Raw genomic sequence first — 19,579 nt, forward strand, 5'->3', positions numbered from 1 at the left:
TACGTAGCTATCTGGAGCACCGATGCAGTACACATCCACGCGCGGCAACGAGACACGGGTCGATTTCCGCACGGCATTGCTTTCTGGCCTGGCCGACGATGGCGGGCTTTATGTGCCCACCTCGGTGCCGGTGTTCAGCCCACAGGAAATTGCCAGCTGGTCGTGGTTGCCCTTCGACGAACTGGCCTGGCGGGTGATGGAACCGTTTGTCGGCGATACCCTCGACGAGCCTACCCTCAGGGCGCTGGTCAGCGACAGCTATCGCGGGTTCCGCCACCGCGGCATTGCGCCGTTGCAGCAGCTTGGCCATAACGAATGGATCCTGCAGCTTTTCCATGGGCCTACCCGGTCCTCCAAGGACTTTGCCGCGCAGTTGCAGGCGCGTTTTGTCCGGCACTTTCTGGGGGCGGAGTGCGAGCGGGTCATGCTGGTCGGTGCCAGCAACGGCGATACCGCAGTAGCGGCTATCGAAGCGTTGCGGCATTGCCCGGCAGCAGGCTTGCTGGCGCTATACCCCAGCGCAGGCACGCCCGCCGACCGCGCGGCAGTGATGCGCAGTGCCGCGTCCGACAGCGTGAGCTGCGTGGCCGTGGATGGCAGCTTTGACGATTGCCAGTCGCTGGTGTCGGCGCTGCTGCGTGACTGGCCATGCCCCGGGCTGATTCCGGTCAGCTTCAACTCCACCAACTGGGTCGGTGTGCTGGCGCAGATCGTGTTCTATTTCCATGCAGCGCTGCAGCTCGGTGGCGGGATACGCCCGGTCGGGTTCAGCATCCCCACGGCCAGTTTTGCCGAGATCTACGCGGGGTTCATTGCCCAGAAAATGGGCCTGCCGATCAACCAGATCATCGTCTCCACCAACCGCAACGATGCCCTGCACCGGTTCATCCACTGCAACCGCTACAGCCGTGGCTCAACCAGCCAGACCTTGTCACCGGTCATGGACTTTTCGCTGTTCTCCAACCTGGAGCGCTTCGTCTGGGAACTGTATGACCGCGATGGGGGGGCGACCCGGGCACTGATGGAGCACTTCGAGGCGTGTGGTGAGCTGAGCATCGGCAACCGCCAGTGGTTGCATGCGCGCATGCTGTTCGACTCCTATGCCGTGGACGACGTGCTGATTCGCGAAGAAATTGTCACGCTGTTCCACGAAACGGGCAGCGCAGTAGACCCTCATGCCGCGACAGGGGTATTCGCCGGGCGCCTGCACCGGCGCAACATCGGTGCGCCCATCGTCACGCTGGGGCAGTTTGCCCCCGAAAAGTCTGCCGGGCTGCTGGCGGAGCTGGGGGCCTGGCACGGTGAGGTGCCCGCCGGTGCGGTCAGCACAGCGGGCGATGGGCCGCTGTTGGCACCTGACGACCTGGCCGGTGTTCATGCCTTGTTGGCCCGGCTGCAGGCTGGGCGATGAAGCGCATCCTCGACCCCCTGGACGAGCGCATTCTCGCCGAGCTCACCGCCAATGCGCGTATCGCCCACGCCGAGTTGGGGTTGAAGGTGAACCTGTCGCGCAATGCGGTACGCCAGCGCATCGAGCGCCTGGAGCGCGACGGCGCCATTCAGGGCTACACCCTGCGCATCGGTGAGGGCAGACGGCCGGCGTCGTTGATCAACGCGGTGATCTTCGTCTACCGCTATGACCGCATGCGCGGTGACGCGGTACTCGATGCGCTGCGCCAGATCCCTGAGGTGATCCAGTGTGAAGTGCTCAGCGGCGAGTTCGACCTGATGTTGCGCGTCGAGGCCTCCAGCCCGGAGCGGGTGCACCATGTGTGGAAGGAAATCGCTGCCATGCCCGGGGTGGAGAACACGGTGACTTCGTTCGTCCTGGCTGCGGTGGTCTGAACCGCGTCTTTGCATCGGCTTGCACAACGCCGCCTGGGTTCGCGCCCAGGCGGCGTTGTGCGTTTTGCCCCGGCGCAGGTGCGCGCTTTGCACTGGCCAGATTGGCCAATAAATACAGCGGATTGCCATATTCAACTGGCAGTGCACGGCTCTTACGCTAGTCCTCATCGACCCACTGCCTGGACAGGACAGCAAACCATGACCGAATACAAAATTGCACTCGTTGGCTTTGGTGGCGTTAACCGCGCGCTTGCCCAACTGATCGCCGAACGCAATGCGCGCTGGCAGCAAGAGTTGGGCTTTGGCCTGAAAATCGTTGGTGTCACCGACTTGTTCCTGGGATCGGTGATCGACCGCGACGGCCTGGATGCCGCCATGCTGGCCGCGCTGCCGGCCCAGAAGGGTGCGCTGGCGCAAATCCCTCAAGGTTCGGCCGAGGCGTTCAATGAGGCGGTGATCAAGCAATCAGGCGCCGACATCATCGCCGAGGCCACATTCACCAACCCCAAGGACGGTGAGCCGGCGGCAACCTTCTGCCGCTGGGCGCTGGAGGCGGGCAAGCACGTGGTCACCACCAACAAGGGGCCGATTGCCTTGCATGCCCAGGCGCTCAAGGCCTTGGCCAAGGCCAACGATGTGTCGTTCGAATACGAAGGCGCCGTAATGAGCGGCACACCGGTGCTGCGCATGGCGCGCCAGACCCTGGCGGGCGCGGGCTTGGTAGGTTTCGAGGGCATTCTCAACGGTACCTCTAACTATGTGCTCACGCGCATGGAGGAAGGGCTTGGCTTCAACGAGGCGGTGGCCCAGGCACAAGCGCTTGGCTTTGCCGAGGCTGACCCGACCGCCGATGTGGAAGGCCATGACGTACGCCTGAAGGTGGTGATCCTCGCCAATGAGTTGCTCGGCGCCTGTCTGCAGGTGGGTGATGTGGCCTGCAGCGGTATCAGTGCCATCGACAGCGCAGCTATCGAGCGGGCACAGGCGGCGGGCGAGCGCTGGAAGCTGATCGGCAGCGCCCGCCGTGAAGCTGATGGCTCGGTGCGAGCCAGCGTCGAAGCGAAGCTGTTGCCTGGCCATCACCCTTTGGCGGGTATTTCGGGCGCCACCAATGCGCTGGCGTTCGACACCGAGTTGCTGGGGGCTGTAACCATGTCCGGCCCGGGGGCGGGGCGCATCGAAACGGCTTTTGCCCTGCTGTCGGACATTGTCGCCATTCACACCGCCGGCCATTCGGTCTGAGGAGCAACGTTCATGAGCCTGACTTCCGTATCGCGGGCGCTTGTTCAGCAACCCGCCTTGATCGATGTGTACAACCCCTTCGATGGCAGCCTGGTTGGCAGCGTCGACAACCTCGGCGCAGAAGCGGTGCCTGCCTTGCTCGCCCGTGCCCGTCAGGGTGTGCGTGAAAGTGCGGCGCTGCCCCGGCACCGCCGGGCCGCTATTCTGGAGCACGCCGCTCAGCTCATTGAACGGGATGCGGCAGACTTTGCCGGCCTGATCGTCGATGAAGCGGGCAAGACCCTGCGCCAGGCCGAGAAAGAGGTCAAACGCTGCATCAACACGCTCAAGCTGTCTGCCGAAGAGGCGCGGCGCAACGCCGGTGAGGTGGTGCCTTTCGATGCCTATGAAGGCTCCGAATCGCGTCAGGGCTGGTTCACCCGCGAGCCGTTGGGGTTGATCCTGGCCATTACCCCGTACAACGACCCGCTCAACCTGGTGGCGCACAAGCTGGGGCCAGCACTTGCAGGGGGCAATGCGGTCATTCTGAAACCCTCGGAACTGGCCCCTCTTTCTGCCCTGAAACTGGTGCAGTACCTGGTGGATGCAGGGTTGCCGGAGGCCGTCGTCACCGTAGCCACAGGGGGCGCCGAACTGGGCAAGGCGCTGGTGGCTGTGCGTGAGGTGCGCATGGTTTCCTTTACGGGCGGTTTCGCGACGGGCGAACAGATTGCGCACGGGGCTGGCTTGAAAAAACTTGCCATGGACCTTGGCGGCAATGCCCCGGTGCTGGTGCTCAAGGACTGCGACCTTGAAGCCACGGTCGAATCGTGTGTGTCGGGCGCGTTCTGGGCCGCCGGGCAGAACTGCATCGGCACCCAGCGCATTCTCGTGGATGCCTCGATCTACGAGGCGTTTCGTGCACGCTTTGTGGCATTGACCCAGGCGATGGTCTGGGGCGATCCGGGCCGGCGCGAAACCGATATGGGGCCGATGATCACCGAAGCGGCTGCACGGCAGATCGAAGCACGCGTCAACCAGGCGCTTGAGGGCGGTGCCCGCCTGCTCTGTGGCCACCAGCGTCAGGGGGCGGTCTATGCGCCGACAGTGCTCGAAAGCGTTGACCCCGTCAGCCGGCTGTGGCTCGAGGAGGTTTTTGCACCGGTGGTGATGCTGGCGCCCTTCGAGACTGTCGAGCAGGCGATAGCGCTGGCCAATGCCCCGGAGTACAGCTTGCATGCCGGTGTGTTCACCCGCGACCTGTCGCTGGCGTTGAGCCTGGCCCGGCGTATCGAGGCCGGCGGTGTAATGATCAACGACTCTTCCGACTACCGCTTCGATGCCATGCCATTTGGTGGGGCCAAGTATGGGAGTCTTGGGCGTGAGGGGGTACGGTTCGCCTACGAGGACATGACCCAACCCAAAGTCGTCTGCTTCAACCAGATGGGTTGAGGGGGAGGGTACCTCGATGATCACTCGCTACGGATCAAGCGCGCGGATGTCACTGGCGGTCAGTTACAGGGGCCTGTTTGAAACGGCAGGCATCGTGGCGGATGACCTGCAACAGGATGTGCAGGGGCAGTTGCGTCAGGCGCTGAGCGTGATCGACGGCCTGATGGTGCAGGCCAACGTCGGCAAGGCGCAGCTGACGCGGGTTCAGATGTGGCTGGCCGACTACCGCCACTTCGACCTGGTCAACGAAGTGTACGACGCCTGGTTGCAAGGCTTTGCAAAACCGGTGCGGGCCTGCGTGGGTGCCGACCTGGGGGCTGGCTACCTGGTAGAGGTGCAGGTATTCGCCGTGTGCCCCGAATAGTCCTTTTCTCTATGACGAGTACCACCGGTCAACGCACAAACCGTGGTACCGCCCGTACATAGATCAGTTCACTCACCAGCTCTACCAAGGTTTGTGTGATCACCGCCGCTGCCGCCAACCTGCGCATCTCTTCTGGCAACGCCAGCGCCAGCGGCAGCACCACCAGCGAGTTGCGCGTGGCTGCGCTGAACGTCACCGAGCGTGCCTCGCTGGCCGGCAGGCGCAGCAGGCGCGCACAGATGAAGCCGAGCACCGGCGCCAGCAGCATGAAGCCGATGTATACCGGAACCACCGGCAGCAAACGGTCGAAATCATGCAGTACCACGACAATCTGCGAAGCGATCACCACCATCAGCACCAAGGCCATCGCCGGCACTGGCAACCATGCCCAGGCGTCGTTCCAGGTCGCGACTGCGCGCGAGTGCCGGGCACCGGCGCTGGTGAGCACCGCGAGGACCATCGGCAACACGATCAACAGCACGAAGGCTTCCACGAACGGGGTGATGGAGATTGCCACCTGGCGGCTGCCACCCAGCATCAGGGCCAGGTACACCGGCAGCAGCACCAGTTGCGCCAGCAATAACAGGGGGGTTGCGGCCAGTGTCAGGCGTGAGTCGCCTTTGCCAATGTGGGTGAACACCACCACGTAGTCGATGCAGGGCGTAAGCAGCACCAGCAAGGCACCGACGAGGATCGCCGGGTGTTCCACCAGCCCGCGGGTGATGGCCCAGACAAGCAGCGGAACGAGCATGAAATTGGCCAGTAGCAGGGCCGTGATGAAGCGGCGGTTACCCAGGCCCTGGCGCAGGTCGAGGAAGGGTATTTGCAGGAACATCGCGTACATCAGCACGGCGATGGCGGGAGTGATCAGGGCTTCCAGATGCCGTGCGCTGTGGCTGGCCATCAAGCCGAAGGCAGCGGCTGCGAGCACGGCAGCGAAGTAGATCGGGATCTGGTGGGTCTCGAGTTGTTCTCTGGTCAAGGTGTGGCCTGTGCGGTGATCAACTGGGAACGCGGTCTTTGTGGGAGCGGCCTTGTGTCGCGATAGGGCCGCAAAGCGGCCCCTGCAATCTATGCATGATGCCGCGATCCTGGGGCCGCTGCGCGGCCCTATCGCGACGCAAGGCCGCTCCCACAGGGATCGCGCCAGCTTTTACAAATTGAGCAAGACAGTTGCTCCTCCAAAGAGCAGCAGTGCGTGTGAAGCAAACGAAATCAAACGAAAAAGCCCGGCACTGGGCCGGGCTTTTTCACTTCAGGCAAGCGCCAATCAGTTGCCGTAAACCGGCAGCTTCTTGCAGATGGCCTTGACCTTCTCACGGACGGCGTCGATCACCGCTTCGTTGTTCAGGTCGGCCAGGATGTCGCAGATCCAGCCGGCCAGTTCCTTGCACTCGGCTTCCTTGAAACCACGGGTGGTAACGGCTGGGGTGCCGAAACGCAGGCCCGAGGTGACGAACGGCGAACGCGGGTCGTTCGGTACCGAGTTCTTGTTGACGGTGATGAAAGCTTTGCCCAGTGCGGCGTCAGCATCCTTACCGGAGATTTCCTGCTTGATCAGCGACAGCAGGAACAGGTGGTTCTGGGTGCCACCGGAAACCACGTCGAAACCGCGCTCGATGAACACGCTGGCCATGGCCTGGGCGTTCTTCACGACCTGCTGCTGGTAAGCCTTGAACTCTGGCTGCAGGGCTTCCTTGAAGCAGATGGCCTTGGCCGCGATGACGTGCTCCAGCGGGCCGCCCTGGGCGCCCGGGAAGACGGCGGAGTTCAGCTTCTTCTCGATGTCGGCGTTGGCACGGGCCAGGATCAGGCCGCCGCGCGGGCCGCGCAGGGTCTTGTGGGTGGTGGTGGTAACCACGTCGGCGAACGGAACAGGGTTCGGGTACACGCCAGCGGCAACCAGGCCGGCAACGTGGGCCATGTCGACGAACAGGTAGGCACCGACCTTGTCGGCGATGGCGCGGAAGCGGGCGAAGTCCAGAACCTGCGAGTAGGCCGAGAAGCCGGCAACGATCATCTTGGGCTTGTGCTCGACAGCCAGGCGCTCGACTTCGTCGTAGTCGATCAGGCCATTGCTGTCGATGCCGTACTGGATGGCGTTGTACAGCTTGCCCGAGGAGCTTACCGAAGCACCGTGGGTCAGGTGGCCACCGTGGGCCAGGCTCATGCCCAGTATGGTGTCACCGGCAGACAGCAGGGCCAGGTAGACGGCAGCGTTGGCCTGGGAGCCAGCGTGCGGCTGTACGTTGGCGTAGTCGGCGCCGAACAGCTCCTTGGCACGGTCGATGGCCAGTTGCTCGACGACGTCGACGTACTCGCAACCGCCGTAGTAGCGCTTGCCTGGGTAGCCTTCGGCGTACTTGTTGGTCAGGACCGAGCCCTGGGCTTCCATGACTGCCGGGCTGGTGTAGTTTTCCGAAGCGATCAGCTCGATATGCTCTTCCTGGCGCAGAGCTTCTTGCTGCATGGCTTCGAAGAGCTCGGCGTCGTACTTGGCAATGGTCAAATCACGGCTGAACATGGCGGTCCTCAAGGATCGGGGTAATTTGGGTGTGCATTCTAACCGATTGATTCGCGGCTGGCATATGAAGTGGCGTCAAGTCGCAGACCAATGGGCTTCATCTTGCATCCCGCGCCGTTTCTGGGCTGGGCGGGGGCAGGAGTTGACCTGGAAGTCCGCTTTTTTATGCAGGAATGCGGCGCGGTGGATGGCACTGGCTTGGCCGGTGTTCGCGGGTAAACCCGCTCCTACGGGGACCTTGTGTGCGGTTCAATGGAACATGAACAAGGTCTCGTTGGAGAATTGCGCCTCGAACTGATGCGCCGGCATCGGCCGCCCGAACAGATAGCCCTGCACCTCGTCGCAACCATGCTCGCGCAGAAACTCCAGCTGTTCGTGGGTTTCCACGCCCTCGGCGATGACCGCCAGGTTGAGGCTGTGGGCCATGGCGATGATCGCCCGGGCAATCTGCGCGTCCTGCTCGCCTTCGGGCAGGCCGTCGACGAAGGTACGGTCGATCTTCAGGACGTCGATGGGGAACTGTTTGAGGTAGTTGAGCGACGAGTAGCCGGTGCCGAAGTCGTCTACCGCAATGCTCAGGCCGAGGTTCTTCAGGCTGGCAAGAATCTGCAGCGCCTCGTTCACCTCACGCATCAGGATACTTTCGGTCAACTCCAGTTCCAGGCACGCCGGCGGCAGGCCGCTTTCTTCCAGGATGTTGGCAATCCGCGTGCCCAGTTGGCCGTCGGAGAACTGCCGCGCCGAAATATTCACCGACACTTTCGGCACTCGCACCTTGGCCTTGTGCCAGGCCTTGAGCTGGCGGCTGGCCTCGCGCAGCACCCAGTCGCCCACGTCCACCACCAGGCCCAGTTCCTCGATCACCGGGATGAAGTCACCCGGCGGCACCAGGCCACGGGTCGGGTGACGCCAGCGCAGCAGCGCTTCGGCGCCGGTCAGGCGCTTGCCGTCGCCGCTGAACTGCGGCTGGTAATAGAGGATGAACTCGTTCTGCTCCATGGCATGGCGCAGGTCGCTTTCCAGCTCCAGGCGCTCCAGGGCGCTGGCGTTCATTTCGGCCTGGTAGAACTGGAAGTTGTTCTTGCCGCGCTCCTTGGCGTGGTACATGGCGGTGTCGGCGTTCTTCATCAGCTGGCTCAGCTCACTGCCATCCTGCGGGCTGAGGGCGATGCCGATGCTGGCGGTGACGAAGAACTCGCGGTTTTCCAGCACGAACGGCCGCACCAGGCTGCCGAGGATGTTCTCGGCCACGTGGATGGCGCGGTTCAGGGCCATTTCGCGGGTGGGGCGCGGCTGCAGCAGCAGGGTGAACTCGTCGCCGCCCATGCGTGCCACCGTGTCGTCGTCATCCACGCAGGCCAGCAGGCGCAGGGCCATGTCCTTGAGCATGCGGTCGCCGGCCGCATGGCCGAGGGAGTCGTTGATCGGTTTGAAGCGGTCGAGGTCGAGGAACATCAGCACCACCCAGGCCTTCTGCCGCTCGGCCTGCTGCAGGGCATTGTACAAACGGTCCTGGAACAGTGTGCGGTTGGGCAGGTGGGTAAGGGCGTCGTAGTAGGCCAGGCGGTGGATGCGCTGTTCGCTGGCCTTGCGTTCGCTGATGTCGGTGAAGAAGCACACGTAGCTGGCCAGGTCGCCTTCGTCGTCCAGTACCGCAGTGATGCCGACCCAGGCCGGGTAATGGTCGCCGTCACGGCGCTTGAGCCACACTTCACCTTCCCAGCTGCCGCGCTGGTGCAGTTGCTTGACCACATAGCGCAGGTGGCCTTCCTGCTGTTCGTCGACAGTGAGCATGCCCGGCAATTGGTCGAGCACTTCACTGACGGCGTAACCGCTGACGCGGCTGAACGCCTCGTTGGCCTGGACGATATAGCCGGCCGGGTCGGTGATGAGGATCGCCGACGTGGAATGTTCGAATACGGTCGCGGCCATGCGCAGGTCTTTTTCGGCACGGCGTTGCTGGCTGATGTCGCGGCCCACCCCGAGTACGCCTTCGAAGCGCTGGTCATCGTCCCACACCAGCACCAGGCGCAGCTCGATCGGGATCTTGCGGCCATCGGCACGCAGGCAGTCGAACAGGAACAGTTGGGTGGGTAACTGGCTGCGCAGTTGCGCCATCTGCGCCGGATCGCCCATGGCCTTGCTGACACGCTCCATCAGGCTGTAGATGCCGGTGAGCTGGGCTGGGTTGGCGACGATCGACTGCCAGCCGTTGGCGAAGATCCAGTCGGCCTGGTAGCCCAGCACGCTCTGTACCGAGGGGCTGACATAATTGAGCTTGAGCTGGTTGTCGGTGGAAAAGATCACGTCACTGATGCTTTCGGCGAGCATGCGGTAGCGTTGCTCGCTGTCACGTAGCGACTGGCTGGCCTCGATCTGAACGGTCACATCCTTGCCCACACCGATGATGCGCGTCACCAGGCCTTCGGCGTTGCGGGTCAGCACTTGCTCGCGGATGTCGTAGCAGCGCCAGCTTCCGTCGCGGTGGCGGAAGCGCAGCTGGCAGTGCAGCGGTTGGTCATGACCGCTGTCGCGCTGTTGTTGGCGCAGTGCCTGGTAGTGTGCGGCGTCCTCGGGGTGCAGCAGCAGCTCCCAGAAGCGGTCGCCCATCTGTGCCAGCTCGGTGCGGTCGTAGCCCAGGGTCTGGCCGAGGTGGCGGTTGCTGAAGATCATCCGCTGGCTGGGCACATCCTGCACATACAACTGGTCGGGTACGGTGCGTACCACGTCCGACCAGAAGCTTTCGCGCTCCAGTAGCGACAGCTCCACCTGTTTGCGGCTGGTGATATCGCTGATGCTGAGGATAACCGCCTGATAATCACGGCGCTGCAGCGGCATGCGGGCCATCAGCCACAGGTGCAGCTCGGTGCCCTGCGGTGTCGGCAGGCGCACTTCCAGCTCCAGCAACGGGCGTTGTTCGATCAGTGCGTCGATCAGTTGCATGCCGACGCTGTCTCGGCTGTCGCCAGTGCCATCGATCAGCCGCTGCCAGGCACCTTCGTGGCAGTCGATGTTCAGCAGCTGGCGCGCCACTTGGTTGACCTCGGTGATCTTCAGTTCCAGCAGCAGCGAGCGGCGCAGGTTCGGGTCCAGCGCCAGGCTGTGCTTGAGTGCGGCCCGGTTGCGCAGGTGGTAGCGATCGAGCTGGCCGGGCAGGCTGGACAGGTCGAGCACGCACAGGGCAACGCCGGTGCCTTCAAAAATTTCCTGATAACGCCGGCGGTCTTCCTGCAGCGCCCGCTGGCGGCGACGCATGTTGATCAGCGCCAGCACCGGCAGCAGGGCGCAGAACAGCACCAGCAGGCACTTGCCGAACAGCGCCGGCAATAGTTTTTGCCGGGCCAGTTTGGCGTCGAACAGACCGCGTAGCTGCCAGGTGCTGTTTTCGATGAAGGCCAGCATCACGCTTTGCAGCGGCTCGTCGCTGGTGTCGGCTGCGGCATGGCGCTGCAGCACCTCGCCGCTGCGGCTGTTTTCCAGCAGCCACTGCGGGTGGCCACTGCCCTCGAGGTGGAGGGTGAGCTCGCGGTAATAGTCCGGTGACAGGCGCAGTAGCCAGTAGCCGCTACCCTGTGCGGCATCCTGGCGCAGCAACAGGTACAGGAGGTGGTTGTCGGCCGAATTGGTGAAGAAGTACGGGCGTCCCTGGCTCAGCACGAGCAACTCGTCAAGCGACTGGCGGTCAGGGCTGCCGGCCAGGCTGTCGGCGCGTAGCTGCCCGACGTTGTCCAGCCAGGCCACGCTCTGCAGGGCGGGGAGGCGCTCGCGCAGGGTACCGAGCAGGCTGGGCAGGGCGGCAGGTGTTGGTGCATCAAGGTAGGGTTGCACCACGTTAACGGCCTGTTGCGCCTTGAGCGCCATGTTCAGGCTCAGGTGGTCGGCCAGTTCCGCGGAGGCGTCCAGGCTCTGTTTGCGCAATTCGGCCTGGGTATGATTGAACTGGGCGAACAGCTGCCACAGCAGCAGGCCCAGCAGGATCAGGGCCAGCAGCGCCAGCGCACCCTTGATCGACCCGCGCAGGAGAGTCGCGGGTGCTTGTGGGGCGGAACGCAATGACGACGGATGAGTAAGGTTGGTCAAGCGTTGATCCTGCGATTGGGCTGGCGATGGCAGGGAATGATCGTGCACGGAGCGTGCCGGCGCCGGGCTTGCGCACCGCGGTGGCGCACTATAAGGCCGGATACCCGAAACCGGCTAGCATGCCTCGGATTATGGCAAAGTGCCAGCCATGCTGACCGATGGTGGCTGCCGGGTGGTTCGGCAAGCCCCTGTAACCTGTGCGAGAATAGCGCCCGCTATACATGACAACGCATCGGAGATGTTCGGTTTTGGTTACTCACTTTTCCTCCAATGGCCTCGATTCCGCCTGCGGGCGCAGCAGTCAGACCCTTGTCAGCACTGCCGTGACCGAGGACGTATCCTGCAAGTCTTGCCAGCGTTCGCTGGGCAAACCCGAGGCGGCCGCTGCCGCCAAAAGCAAGGCCCCATCGCTGGCTGAACTGCGCAAGACCGCCAAGGTGGCAGCAGAGCCGGCTGTTGCCGTGGCGGCGGCCAAGCCGGCAGCCAAGGTGGTCAGCACTGCGCCTGCCAAACCGGCCAAGGCGGCCGAGCAGCAACCTGCCCGCAGTGGCGGCTTCAGCGTGAAGTCCGCCTGGGCCGCGCGCCTGGCCGAGCAGGGCGACCGTTGCCGCTTGCCGCGTGGCAAGGCCAAACAGCGTCACGTCTGAGCCTCTTCGGCTGCTGTGCCGGCCCTTTCGCGGGCTCGCCCGCTCCCACAGGAATCGTGGATTCTTCAGACTCTGTGGTGACTCCGGGGGGGGGGTATGCCCGCGAAGAGGCCGGCACAGGCAATGAATTCATCCCAGGGACCGCACTGGTCACACCCCACCATCGGCCCCTCCTATGCAACGCCGCGCGTTGGCGTAGAATGGTCGACTTTGTTCAATGACACCCCCAATACACATCTCCCTGGCCATGCTGCCGGGGCGATCGGCGATGTCTTTACCTATCTGATTAGAGGGCTTGGTTTTGGCTCAATACGTCTACACCATGCATCGGCTGAGCAAGGTCGTGCCGCCGAAGCGGGAAATTCTCAAGAACATTTCCCTGTCGTTCTTCCCAGGCGCCAAGATTGGCGTACTTGGCCTGAACGGCGCCGGTAAATCGACCCTGCTGCGGATCATGGCGGGCGTCGACAAGGAATTCGACGGCGAAGCCCGTCCGATGCCCGACATCAACGTGGGTTACCTGCCACAGGAACCGCAACTGGACCCAACCAAGACCGTGCGTGAAGTGGTCGAGGAAGCGGTCAGCGTAATCAAGGACGCCCAGGCCCGCCTGGACGAGGTCTACGCGGCCTACGCCGAGCCGGATGCCGACTTCGACAAGCTGGCCGCCGAACAGGCCAAGCTGGAAGCCATCCTGCAGGCCGCTGATGGCCACAACCTGGAGCGCCAGCTGGACGTCGCTGCCGACGCCCTGCGCCTGCCGGCCTGGGATGCGCGCATCGAACACCTGTCCGGTGGTGAGAAGCGCCGTGTGGCCCTGTGCCGCCTGCTGCTGTCGGCACCCGACATGCTGCTGCTCGACGAACCGACCAACCACCTGGACGCCGATTCGGTGGCCTGGCTGGAGCGCTTCCTGCACGACTTCCCGGGCACCGTGGTAGCCATTACCCACGACCGTTACTTCCTCGACAACGTCGCCGGCTGGATCCTGGAGCTGGACCGCGGCGCCGGCATCCCGTACGAAGGCAACTACTCGGGCTGGCTGGAAGCCAAGTCGGAGCGTCTGGCGCAGGAATCCAAGCAGCAGAGCGCCCACGAGAAGGCCATGAAAGAGGAACTGGAGTGGGTGCGTAAAGGCGCCAAAGCCCGCCAGTCCAAGTCCAAGGCCCGTCTGCAGCGCTTTGAAGAAATGCAGTCGCAGGAATTCCAGAAGCGCAGCGAAACCAACGAAATCTACATCCCGGCCGGCCCGCGCCTGGGTGACAAGGTCATCGAGTTCAAGAACGTCACCAAGGGCTACGGCGACCGTGTGCTGATCGACAACCTGTCGTTCGCCATGCCCAAAGGTGCCATCGTGGGCGTTATCGGTGGTAACGGTGCCGGTAAGTCGACCCTGTTCCGCATGTTGATGGGCAAAGAGCAGCCGGACTCGGGCAGCATCGAGATCGGTGAAACCGTGCAGTTGGCCTGTGTGGACCAGAGCCGCGAGGACCTGGACGGCGCCAAGACCGTGTTCCAGCAGATCTCCGACGGTTCCGACCAGATCCGCATCGGCAACTACGAGATCCCTTCGCGTACCTACGTTGGCCGCTTCAACTTCAAAGGTGGCGATCAGCAGAAGTTCGTCAAGGACCTGTCCGGTGGTGAGCGTGGCCGCCTGCACCTGGCCCTGACCCTGAAGGAAGGCGGTAACGTTCTGCTGCTCGACGAACCGTCCAACGACCTCGACGTCGAAACCCTGCGTTCGCTGGAAGAAGCCCTGCTGGACTTCCCGGGCGCCGCGATCGTGATTTCCCACGACCGTTGGTTCCTGGACCGTGTGGCTACTCACATCCTGGCGTACGAAGATGACTCGAACGTGGTGTTCTTCGAAGGTAACTACACCGAGTACGAAGCCGACCGCAAGAAGCGTCTGGGTGATGCTGCAGCCCAGCCGCACCGTGTACGGCACAAGAAACTGGCCCAGTAAGCCGGTTTTCTGATGCACAAGAATGGGGCCCCAGGGGGCCCCATTTTTGTGCCTGGCGGACCGCTAAAAAGGGCGAAGCGAAGGTGTATTTTGTATACACTTACATAAAACGCACCAAATAATTTCAAAAAAACGACATTTCGCCCTATTCCGGTGCGATTGCTTCTTGGTACATTTCTGAAAAAACCAATAAGTCCAATCCTCTTGGTGAGATGTCTACCATGATCGAATCTGTCGACAATTTCCTTGCACGCCTAAAGCAGCGTGACCCAGGCCAGCCGGAATTCCACCAGGCGGTGGAAGAGGTGCTGCGCACCCTGTGGCCATTCCTTGAAGCCAACCCCCACTACCTGCAGTCCGGCATCCTCGAGCGCATGGTCGAGCCCGAGCGCGCCGTACTGTTCCGCGTCTCCTGGGTCGACGACCAGGGCAAGGTGCAGGTCAACCGCGGTTACCGCATTCAGATGAGCAGTGCCATTGGCCCGTACAAGGGCGGGCTGCGCTTCCACCCCTCAGTGAACCTCAGCGTGCTGAAGTTCCTGGCGTTCGAGCAGGTGTTCAAGAACTCGCTGACCTCGCTGCCCATGGGCGGTGGCAAGGGCGGCTCGGACTTTGACCCGAAAGGCAAGAGCGACGCCGAAGTGATGCGCTTCTGCCAGGCGTTCATGAGCGAGCTGTATCGCCACATCGGCGCTGACTGCGACGTACCGGCTGGTGACATCGGCGTGGGTGCCCGCGAAATCGGCTTCATGTTCGGCCAGTACAAGCGCCTGGCCAACCAGTTCACCTCGGTGTTGACCGGCAAGGGCATGACCTATGGCGGCAGCCTGATCCGCCCGGAAGCCACCGGCTATGGCTGCGTTTACTTCGCCGAAGAAATGCTCAAGCGTCAGGACAAGCGTATCGACGGCCGCCGCGTGGCGGTGTCTGGTTCGGGCAACGTCGCCCAGTATGCTGCGCGTAAGGTCATGGACCTGGGCGGCAAGGTGATCTCGCTGTCTGACTCTGAAGGTACCTTGTATGCAGAAGCCGGGCTGACCGACGCTCAGTGGGACGCCTTGATGGAGCTGAAAAACGTCAAGCGTGGACGTATCAGCGAGCTGGCCGGGCAATTCGGCCTGGAGTTCCGCAAGGGCCAGACCCCGTGGAGCCTGCCGTGCGACATCGCCCTGCCATGCGCCACGCAGAACGAGCTGGGCGCCGAAGATGCCCGCACCTTGCTGCGTAACGGCTGTATCTGTGTGGCCGAAGGCGCCAACATGCCGACTACCCTCGAGGCTGTGGATATCTTCCTGGACGCCGGCATTCTGTACGCCCCGGGCAAGGCCTCCAATGCGGGCGGTGTAGCCGTGTCGGGCCTGGAAATGTCGCAGAACGCCATGCGCCTGCTGTGGACGGCCGGTGAAGTGGACAGCAAGCTGCACAACATCATGCAGTCGATTCACCATGCATGCGTGCACTACGGTGAAGAGGCGGATGGCCGGATCAACTACGTCAAGGGGGCGAACATCGCGGGCTTCGTGAAAGTGGCCGATGCGATGCTGGCTCAGGGCGTGGTCTGATCTGAGACCGTAGGGGCCGCTTTGCGGCCCATCGCGACGCAAGGCCGCTCCCACAGGGATGGCGCCAGCTTTTAGAAATTGAGCAAGACAGTTGGCTCAGGGCGTGGTCTGATCTGAGGCCGTAGGGGCCGCTTTGCGGCCCATCGCGACGCAAGGCCGCTCCCACAGGGATGGCGCCAGCTTTTAGAAATTGAGCAAGACAGTTGCTTCCACAGGCTGGACTGCACCCGAGAAGTTGGACAACCAGGCAGTCAAGGCCCTGTGGGAGCGGCCTTGCGTCGCGATGGGCTGCAAAGCAGCCCCAGGGCCCTCAATCCTCACCGAGAATCTCAACCACCTCTATCACCTGTTCCCCCACCGGCCGCCGCCAGACCACCTCATCCCCCGGCCCAGCCCCGAGCAAAGCCCGCCCCAGCGGCGAACCCCAGTTGATCAACCCGTGCCCGGCATCCGCCTCATCCTCGCCTACCAGCCGCACCACCTGCTCCTGGTCATGCGTGTCGACAAACCGCACCCGGCTACCAATCTGTACCTTGCTATGCGCCACCTGTGCGCTTTGCACCCGCGCGCTGAAGTAGCGCAGATCCCGCTCGGTATCGGCCAGCCGTTGCTTGTCGCCCTGTTCGCCCTGCGCCTGCAGTTCGCTGCGCAAGGCATTCAGCTCGGCCACACGCGTTTGCAGCTGGTGCAGGCCGCTGGCCGTCACATAGTTGGGTTGGTCGCTGATGCGCCGTTCGACCGGCTGGTCGGCCTGGGCGGCGGCTTGGTCTTCGTTGACGAATGCTCGGCTCATGCAGGGCCTCCTTGTGCGTGAGACCATCATGGCAGGCCGCCGGTTTAAAGGAATGTCCGTTTGCGACTCAGTTGTGGCGATAGGCCTTGGCAGCGCCGCGGTCCTTTTCCTGTTCCCACTCGCGGTCGCGCTGGTCCCAGAAGCGCTCGTGGTATTGGCGCTGTTCTTCGCTGTTCTGCATGGCATGACATTGGCGGAAGCCATCGTCCCAGCCGGTTTCGTACTGGCGCTCGTGCAGGTAGCGCGGTACGTTCTTGCGGAAGTTGCCCACCATCAGCCCGGCCGCCTGGCGGCCACTGCTGCAGCCGTCCTGGAAGCCATCCGCATAGGCAGGAGGGTAGCCGTGGTTGACCATCTGCTCGTGGGTGGTTTCGCAACCTGACAGCAACACCGCAATGCACACGCCAAACCAGTACCGCGACATAGCCACAAGGCCCTCCAGTTGATGATGGGAAGTCTAGGTGGCGGTTTGTCGGATAGGTGTCAAAACAGTGTCAAAGAGTTGGTTCAGTCACACTGCTTTACTAGCCTAACTGGCCAATTCGCGGGCAAGCCCGCTTCCACAGGTACTTCACAGGCCTCGAATCTTGTGGGGCTCTGTGGAAGCGGGTGTGCCCGCGAAAGGCCGCAAAGCGGCCTCAGTAGTGATACCACTTCAGCTCCAGCATCACCTCGTTTTGCGCCGTAGCCAGGTGGCTGAATTCCCGCGAGGCGCTCAACCGAAGCCCAAGGTTCTGGCTGATTTCCCACTGCTGATTCAGGCTCACACTGCGTCGCACCTCGCCGTTGGTGAAGTAATCGCCCTTGGCCTCCAGCGTCATGTTGCCCAGCCCGTTGCGCCACAGCAGCCCGCCATTGAAGCCAGCCGCCGGGGCAATGAACTGAGCGAAGTCGTTGTGATGCTCGACCCGCACTGTGCCCAAGGCAAACCCCAGCAAACCGTCGGCCAGCTGCCAGGTGCCGCCAGCGCCGCCATTCACATGGCTCACCAGCACTTCGTCATCATGCTTGCCCGGCACCCGCTCCAGCCCCCCAGCCACTTGCCATGACCAAGGCTTGAGCAGCTCGTTACGGGGTGTCAGTGAACGGATGGTGGCCAGGTCCAGGCGCTGCACCTGCCAATCGTTGCCTTCGTACTGGCGCAGCTTCAATTGCAGGATTTCGATCTGTGCGCCCAGCGGGAAGCCATAGGCGTTGTCATTCAGGTCGTGGTAGGCCATGCGCAGGCCATATTCGGCGTAGGCGCGGTCTTCACGGGTGCCCACGCCCAGTTGCCAGGTGCGCGAGTCATGGCCATCCTCGGGCAGGCCGGGGCGCTCGATCTGCAGGGGCGGCGGCGGGTTGCCGTTGATCGCCCGCAGCAACTCGAAGCTGCGTTTGGCCTGCCCTGGGTCGCGTTCCTGGCCATTGGCCCGATAGCGCTCAAGGCGATACGCGGCATCTTGCACCAACGCTTGGCGTTCGCGAGGCAGGGCCTGGAATTCAGGGCTTTGCAATTGCGCAGTGTCGGCGCTTACAGCCAGCACCTGGCGTTTTTCGTTGTGGTCGAGAGGCTCGGCCCTGGCCAGCAATTCACGTTCGCGAGAGGGGCGGTAGGTTTCGCTGGCGACCAGGCCGGACTGCTTCACGGCTTTCACCGTGTCGGTGGGAATGGCGGTCAGCGGGAACTGAGACGTCAGGTCCAGGCTTGGCCGGGCCACTTGCAGCAGCTCCAGCAGGCGATAGGAGCAGTTTTCGTCGAAGAAGAAGTAGTCGAACTGGATCTGCTTCAGCTCCCACACATGCTCGACCATACGTCCGGTTTCTTCGGGGGTCAGGTCCAGCTGGTATTCCCACAGGTCGCGGTTTTCCAGGCTGCGGTATTCGGACAGTTTTTCCTGGTAGGGCATCAGCGCGAACAGCCCCGGGTAGCCACCCATCAGGCCTTTCCAGGCGTACAGGATGCTGTTGTCGCTGCCTTCGATATAGGCACCGAAGTTGATGGCGTAGCTCAGCAGCGTGGTGTCGTCGCTGCGGGTGTTGGACTGGTCGATGCGCAGCAGGGTGTGCCCGAACATCGACGACGGGCTGTTCAGATAGGCTGCCGGGAAGATCAACGCGGCGCTGTGCGGGTCGATCGACTGGTACCAGGTCTTGAATTCCTGGCAGTCCGGTTGTGGCAAGTCTTGCAGGTCGAGCTGTTCGCGCAGCCAGCGGGTGCGCGCGGGGAATACGCACTGGGCGTGCTTGTCACCGAGACTGGCCGGGGCATACAGCGCATCGACCGTAGCCTTGAGTTCCTGGTCCGGATGGTGCGCGCCATCTTCGGCGAGGAAGAACGCATCATCATCCACATAGCTGCGCCAGCCGCCGAGCTTGGCGGTTTCGTAATGTCCAATGGCGAGCCAGTAAGGGGTATTGGCCAATTGCTGGAGACGGCCTGGATCCAGCAGGGGGGCGGCATGAACAGGGGCGCAGGCACACAGCGCCAGGGCAGCGAGGCGTTTGAGCATATCGGGCAACTACTTCTTGACGATGCCGAAAAAGGCGAAACCCGCCCCGGGTGGGGCGGGAGCAGCTGTGCTTAGGCCTCGGTAGCGTATTTGGCCAGGCGTGGGTCGCTCTTCAGAACGGCCAGGGTGTTGCTGTGGACAGTTTCGGCAGTGACGTCGGCGCTGCTGAAGATCTGGTTGAAGTGCTGGTGGGTGACCGAGTTGAAGTAGCTGCGGTCCTCCGGTGCTACGCCGAGAACGACGGCATAGGTGGTCAGTGCTTCGCCCTGGCCCATGGCCATGTCTTCGGAAAGCTCGTTCATCATGCCGTTCATGGCGAACCAGGACTTGCCGCCGTAGGTCAGCGAAGCCTTGGTCGAGCAGCCGTTGGTGCCGGAGGTCATGCCGAAGGTGGCGTTACCGGAGGTGCCGTTGGTGGTAGAAGCCAGGAAGTGTGCCGGCGTGCCGCGCTGGCCTTCGAACAGCATGTTGCCCCAGCCGCAGTTCGGGCCGCCAGGCGCTTCGGCCATTGCGTTCAGCGAGACCACGGTGAACAGAGTACCCAGAAGAATCCGTTTCATAGCATTTGTTCTCTTTGTCTTAACCAAGGGTCAGGGTTTCTGGCAACTCGGTTGCCAGGTCGGGAAAGCT

General features: G+C 62.9%; 15 protein-coding genes. 8 read left to right on the forward strand and 7 right to left on the reverse strand.

Going from position 1 to position 19,579, the window contains the following annotated elements; all coding sequences use genetic code 11:
* Positions 1-22: 22 nt before the first annotated feature.
* The 5 genes from ACF8Q6_RS15290 to ACF8Q6_RS15310 all read left to right on the forward strand — a co-directional run bounded on the left by ACF8Q6_RS15290 (position 23) and on the right by ACF8Q6_RS15310 (position 4,882).
* Positions 23-1,411, forward strand: coding sequence for a threonine synthase (locus tag ACF8Q6_RS15290; protein ID WP_392493502.1), 1,389 nt, complete (start codon positions 23-25; stop codon positions 1,409-1,411).
* Positions 1,408-1,845 carry an Lrp/AsnC family transcriptional regulator gene (locus tag ACF8Q6_RS15295; protein ID WP_014589620.1) on the forward strand — a complete coding sequence of 146 codons (438 nt, stop codon included), beginning with the start codon at positions 1,408-1,410 and terminating at the stop codon, positions 1,843-1,845. Before ACF8Q6_RS15290 ends, ACF8Q6_RS15295 begins: the two co-directional genes overlap by 4 nt.
* Before the next feature lie 198 nt (positions 1,846-2,043).
* On the forward strand, positions 2,044-3,087 hold the full coding sequence (locus ACF8Q6_RS15300; protein ID WP_392493504.1) for a homoserine dehydrogenase: 1,044 nt from the start codon (positions 2,044-2,046) through the stop codon (positions 3,085-3,087).
* Between the two features lie 12 nt (positions 3,088-3,099).
* On the forward strand, positions 3,100-4,518 hold the full coding sequence (locus ACF8Q6_RS15305; RefSeq protein ID WP_267825259.1) for an aldehyde dehydrogenase family protein: 1,419 nt from the start codon (positions 3,100-3,102) through the stop codon (positions 4,516-4,518).
* Between the two features lie 16 nt (positions 4,519-4,534).
* Entirely contained in the window at positions 4,535-4,882 is a 348-nt protein-coding gene (locus tag ACF8Q6_RS15310; protein WP_392493505.1) for a RidA family protein, read from the forward strand.
* A 28-nt stretch (positions 4,883-4,910) separates the two neighbouring features.
* Here ACF8Q6_RS15310 and ACF8Q6_RS15315 read toward each other — a convergent pair whose 3' ends face one another.
* The 3 genes from ACF8Q6_RS15315 to ACF8Q6_RS15325 form a co-directional block, all read right to left on the reverse strand.
* Complete coding sequence (locus ACF8Q6_RS15315) at positions 4,911-5,864, reverse strand: arsenic resistance protein (RefSeq protein WP_392493508.1); 954 nt, start codon at positions 5,862-5,864, stop codon at positions 4,911-4,913.
* Between the two features lie 288 nt (positions 5,865-6,152).
* Positions 6,153-7,406, reverse strand: a complete 1,254-nt coding sequence (gene glyA / locus ACF8Q6_RS15320; protein ID WP_392489441.1) for a serine hydroxymethyltransferase — start codon at positions 7,404-7,406, stop codon at positions 6,153-6,155.
* Positions 7,407-7,655: 249 nt separating this feature from the next.
* Complete coding sequence (locus ACF8Q6_RS15325) at positions 7,656-11,486, reverse strand: EAL domain-containing protein (RefSeq protein ID WP_392489442.1); 3,831 nt, start codon at positions 11,484-11,486, stop codon at positions 7,656-7,658.
* 248 nt (positions 11,487-11,734) lie between these two features.
* On the opposite strand from ACF8Q6_RS15325, the gene ACF8Q6_RS15330 reads away from it, so the two are divergent.
* From ACF8Q6_RS15330 to gdhA, 3 genes are all read left to right on the forward strand, one after another.
* Complete coding sequence (locus ACF8Q6_RS15330) at positions 11,735-12,133, forward strand: hypothetical protein (protein ID WP_088513535.1); 399 nt, start codon at positions 11,735-11,737, stop codon at positions 12,131-12,133.
* 301 nt (positions 12,134-12,434) lie between these two features.
* A complete protein-coding gene (ettA, locus tag ACF8Q6_RS15335; protein WP_003247499.1) occupies positions 12,435-14,102 on the forward strand; it encodes an energy-dependent translational throttle protein EttA in 1,668 nt (555 codons plus the stop codon).
* Between the two features lie 221 nt (positions 14,103-14,323).
* Entirely contained in the window at positions 14,324-15,664 is a 1,341-nt protein-coding gene (gdhA, locus tag ACF8Q6_RS15340) for an NADP-specific glutamate dehydrogenase (protein ID WP_003247498.1), read from the forward strand.
* Between the two features lie 310 nt (positions 15,665-15,974).
* Here gdhA and ACF8Q6_RS15345 read toward each other — a convergent pair whose 3' ends face one another.
* The 4 genes from ACF8Q6_RS15345 to ACF8Q6_RS15360 form a co-directional block, all read right to left on the reverse strand.
* Positions 15,975-16,457, reverse strand: coding sequence for a GreA/GreB family elongation factor (locus tag ACF8Q6_RS15345; RefSeq protein ID WP_392494384.1), 483 nt, complete (start codon positions 16,455-16,457; stop codon positions 15,975-15,977).
* A 67-nt stretch (positions 16,458-16,524) separates the two neighbouring features.
* Positions 16,525-16,881, reverse strand: a complete 357-nt coding sequence (locus tag ACF8Q6_RS15350; protein WP_004575712.1) for a hypothetical protein — start codon at positions 16,879-16,881, stop codon at positions 16,525-16,527.
* A 214-nt stretch (positions 16,882-17,095) separates the two neighbouring features.
* Positions 17,096-18,949, reverse strand: coding sequence for a DUF4105 domain-containing protein (locus ACF8Q6_RS15355; RefSeq protein WP_161775318.1), 1,854 nt, complete (start codon positions 18,947-18,949; stop codon positions 17,096-17,098).
* 71 nt (positions 18,950-19,020) lie between these two features.
* A complete protein-coding gene (locus ACF8Q6_RS15360) occupies positions 19,021-19,509 on the reverse strand; it encodes a DUF3015 domain-containing protein (RefSeq protein ID WP_003247492.1) in 489 nt (162 codons plus the stop codon).
* Positions 19,510-19,579: the final 70 nt, after the last annotated feature.

The sequence above is a fragment of the Pseudomonas sp. GLN_2 genome (genome assembly GCF_043106005.1).
Classification (GTDB): Bacteria; Pseudomonadota; Gammaproteobacteria; order Pseudomonadales; family Pseudomonadaceae; genus Aquipseudomonas; species Aquipseudomonas alloputida.

Excerpts from the sequence above, each read along its gene's own strand:
- ACF8Q6_RS15360 (WP_003247492.1), bottom strand. The coding sequence starts at position 19,509 with ATGAAACGGATTCTTCTGGGTACTCTGTTCACCGTGGTCTCGCTGAAC.
- ACF8Q6_RS15310 (WP_392493505.1), top strand. The coding sequence starts at position 4,535 with ATGATCACTCGCTACGGATCAAGCGCGCGGATGTCACTGGCGGTCAGT.
- ACF8Q6_RS15295 (WP_014589620.1), top strand. The coding sequence starts at position 1,408 with ATGAAGCGCATCCTCGACCCCCTGGACGAGCGCATTCTCGCCGAGCTC.
- ACF8Q6_RS15350 (WP_004575712.1), bottom strand. The coding sequence starts at position 16,881 with ATGTCGCGGTACTGGTTTGGCGTGTGCATTGCGGTGTTGCTGTCAGGT.
- ACF8Q6_RS15290 (WP_392493502.1), top strand. The coding sequence starts at position 23 with ATGCAGTACACATCCACGCGCGGCAACGAGACACGGGTCGATTTCCGC.
- ACF8Q6_RS15355 (WP_161775318.1), bottom strand. The coding sequence starts at position 18,949 with ATGCTCAAACGCCTCGCTGCCCTGGCGCTGTGTGCCTGCGCCCCTGTT.
- gdhA (WP_003247498.1), top strand. The coding sequence starts at position 14,324 with ATGATCGAATCTGTCGACAATTTCCTTGCACGCCTAAAGCAGCGTGAC.
- glyA (WP_392489441.1), bottom strand. The coding sequence starts at position 7,406 with ATGTTCAGCCGTGATTTGACCATTGCCAAGTACGACGCCGAGCTCTTC.
- ACF8Q6_RS15305 (WP_267825259.1), top strand. The coding sequence starts at position 3,100 with ATGAGCCTGACTTCCGTATCGCGGGCGCTTGTTCAGCAACCCGCCTTG.
- ACF8Q6_RS15345 (WP_392494384.1), bottom strand. The coding sequence starts at position 16,457 with ATGAGCCGAGCATTCGTCAACGAAGACCAAGCCGCCGCCCAGGCCGAC.
- ACF8Q6_RS15300 (WP_392493504.1), top strand. The coding sequence starts at position 2,044 with ATGACCGAATACAAAATTGCACTCGTTGGCTTTGGTGGCGTTAACCGC.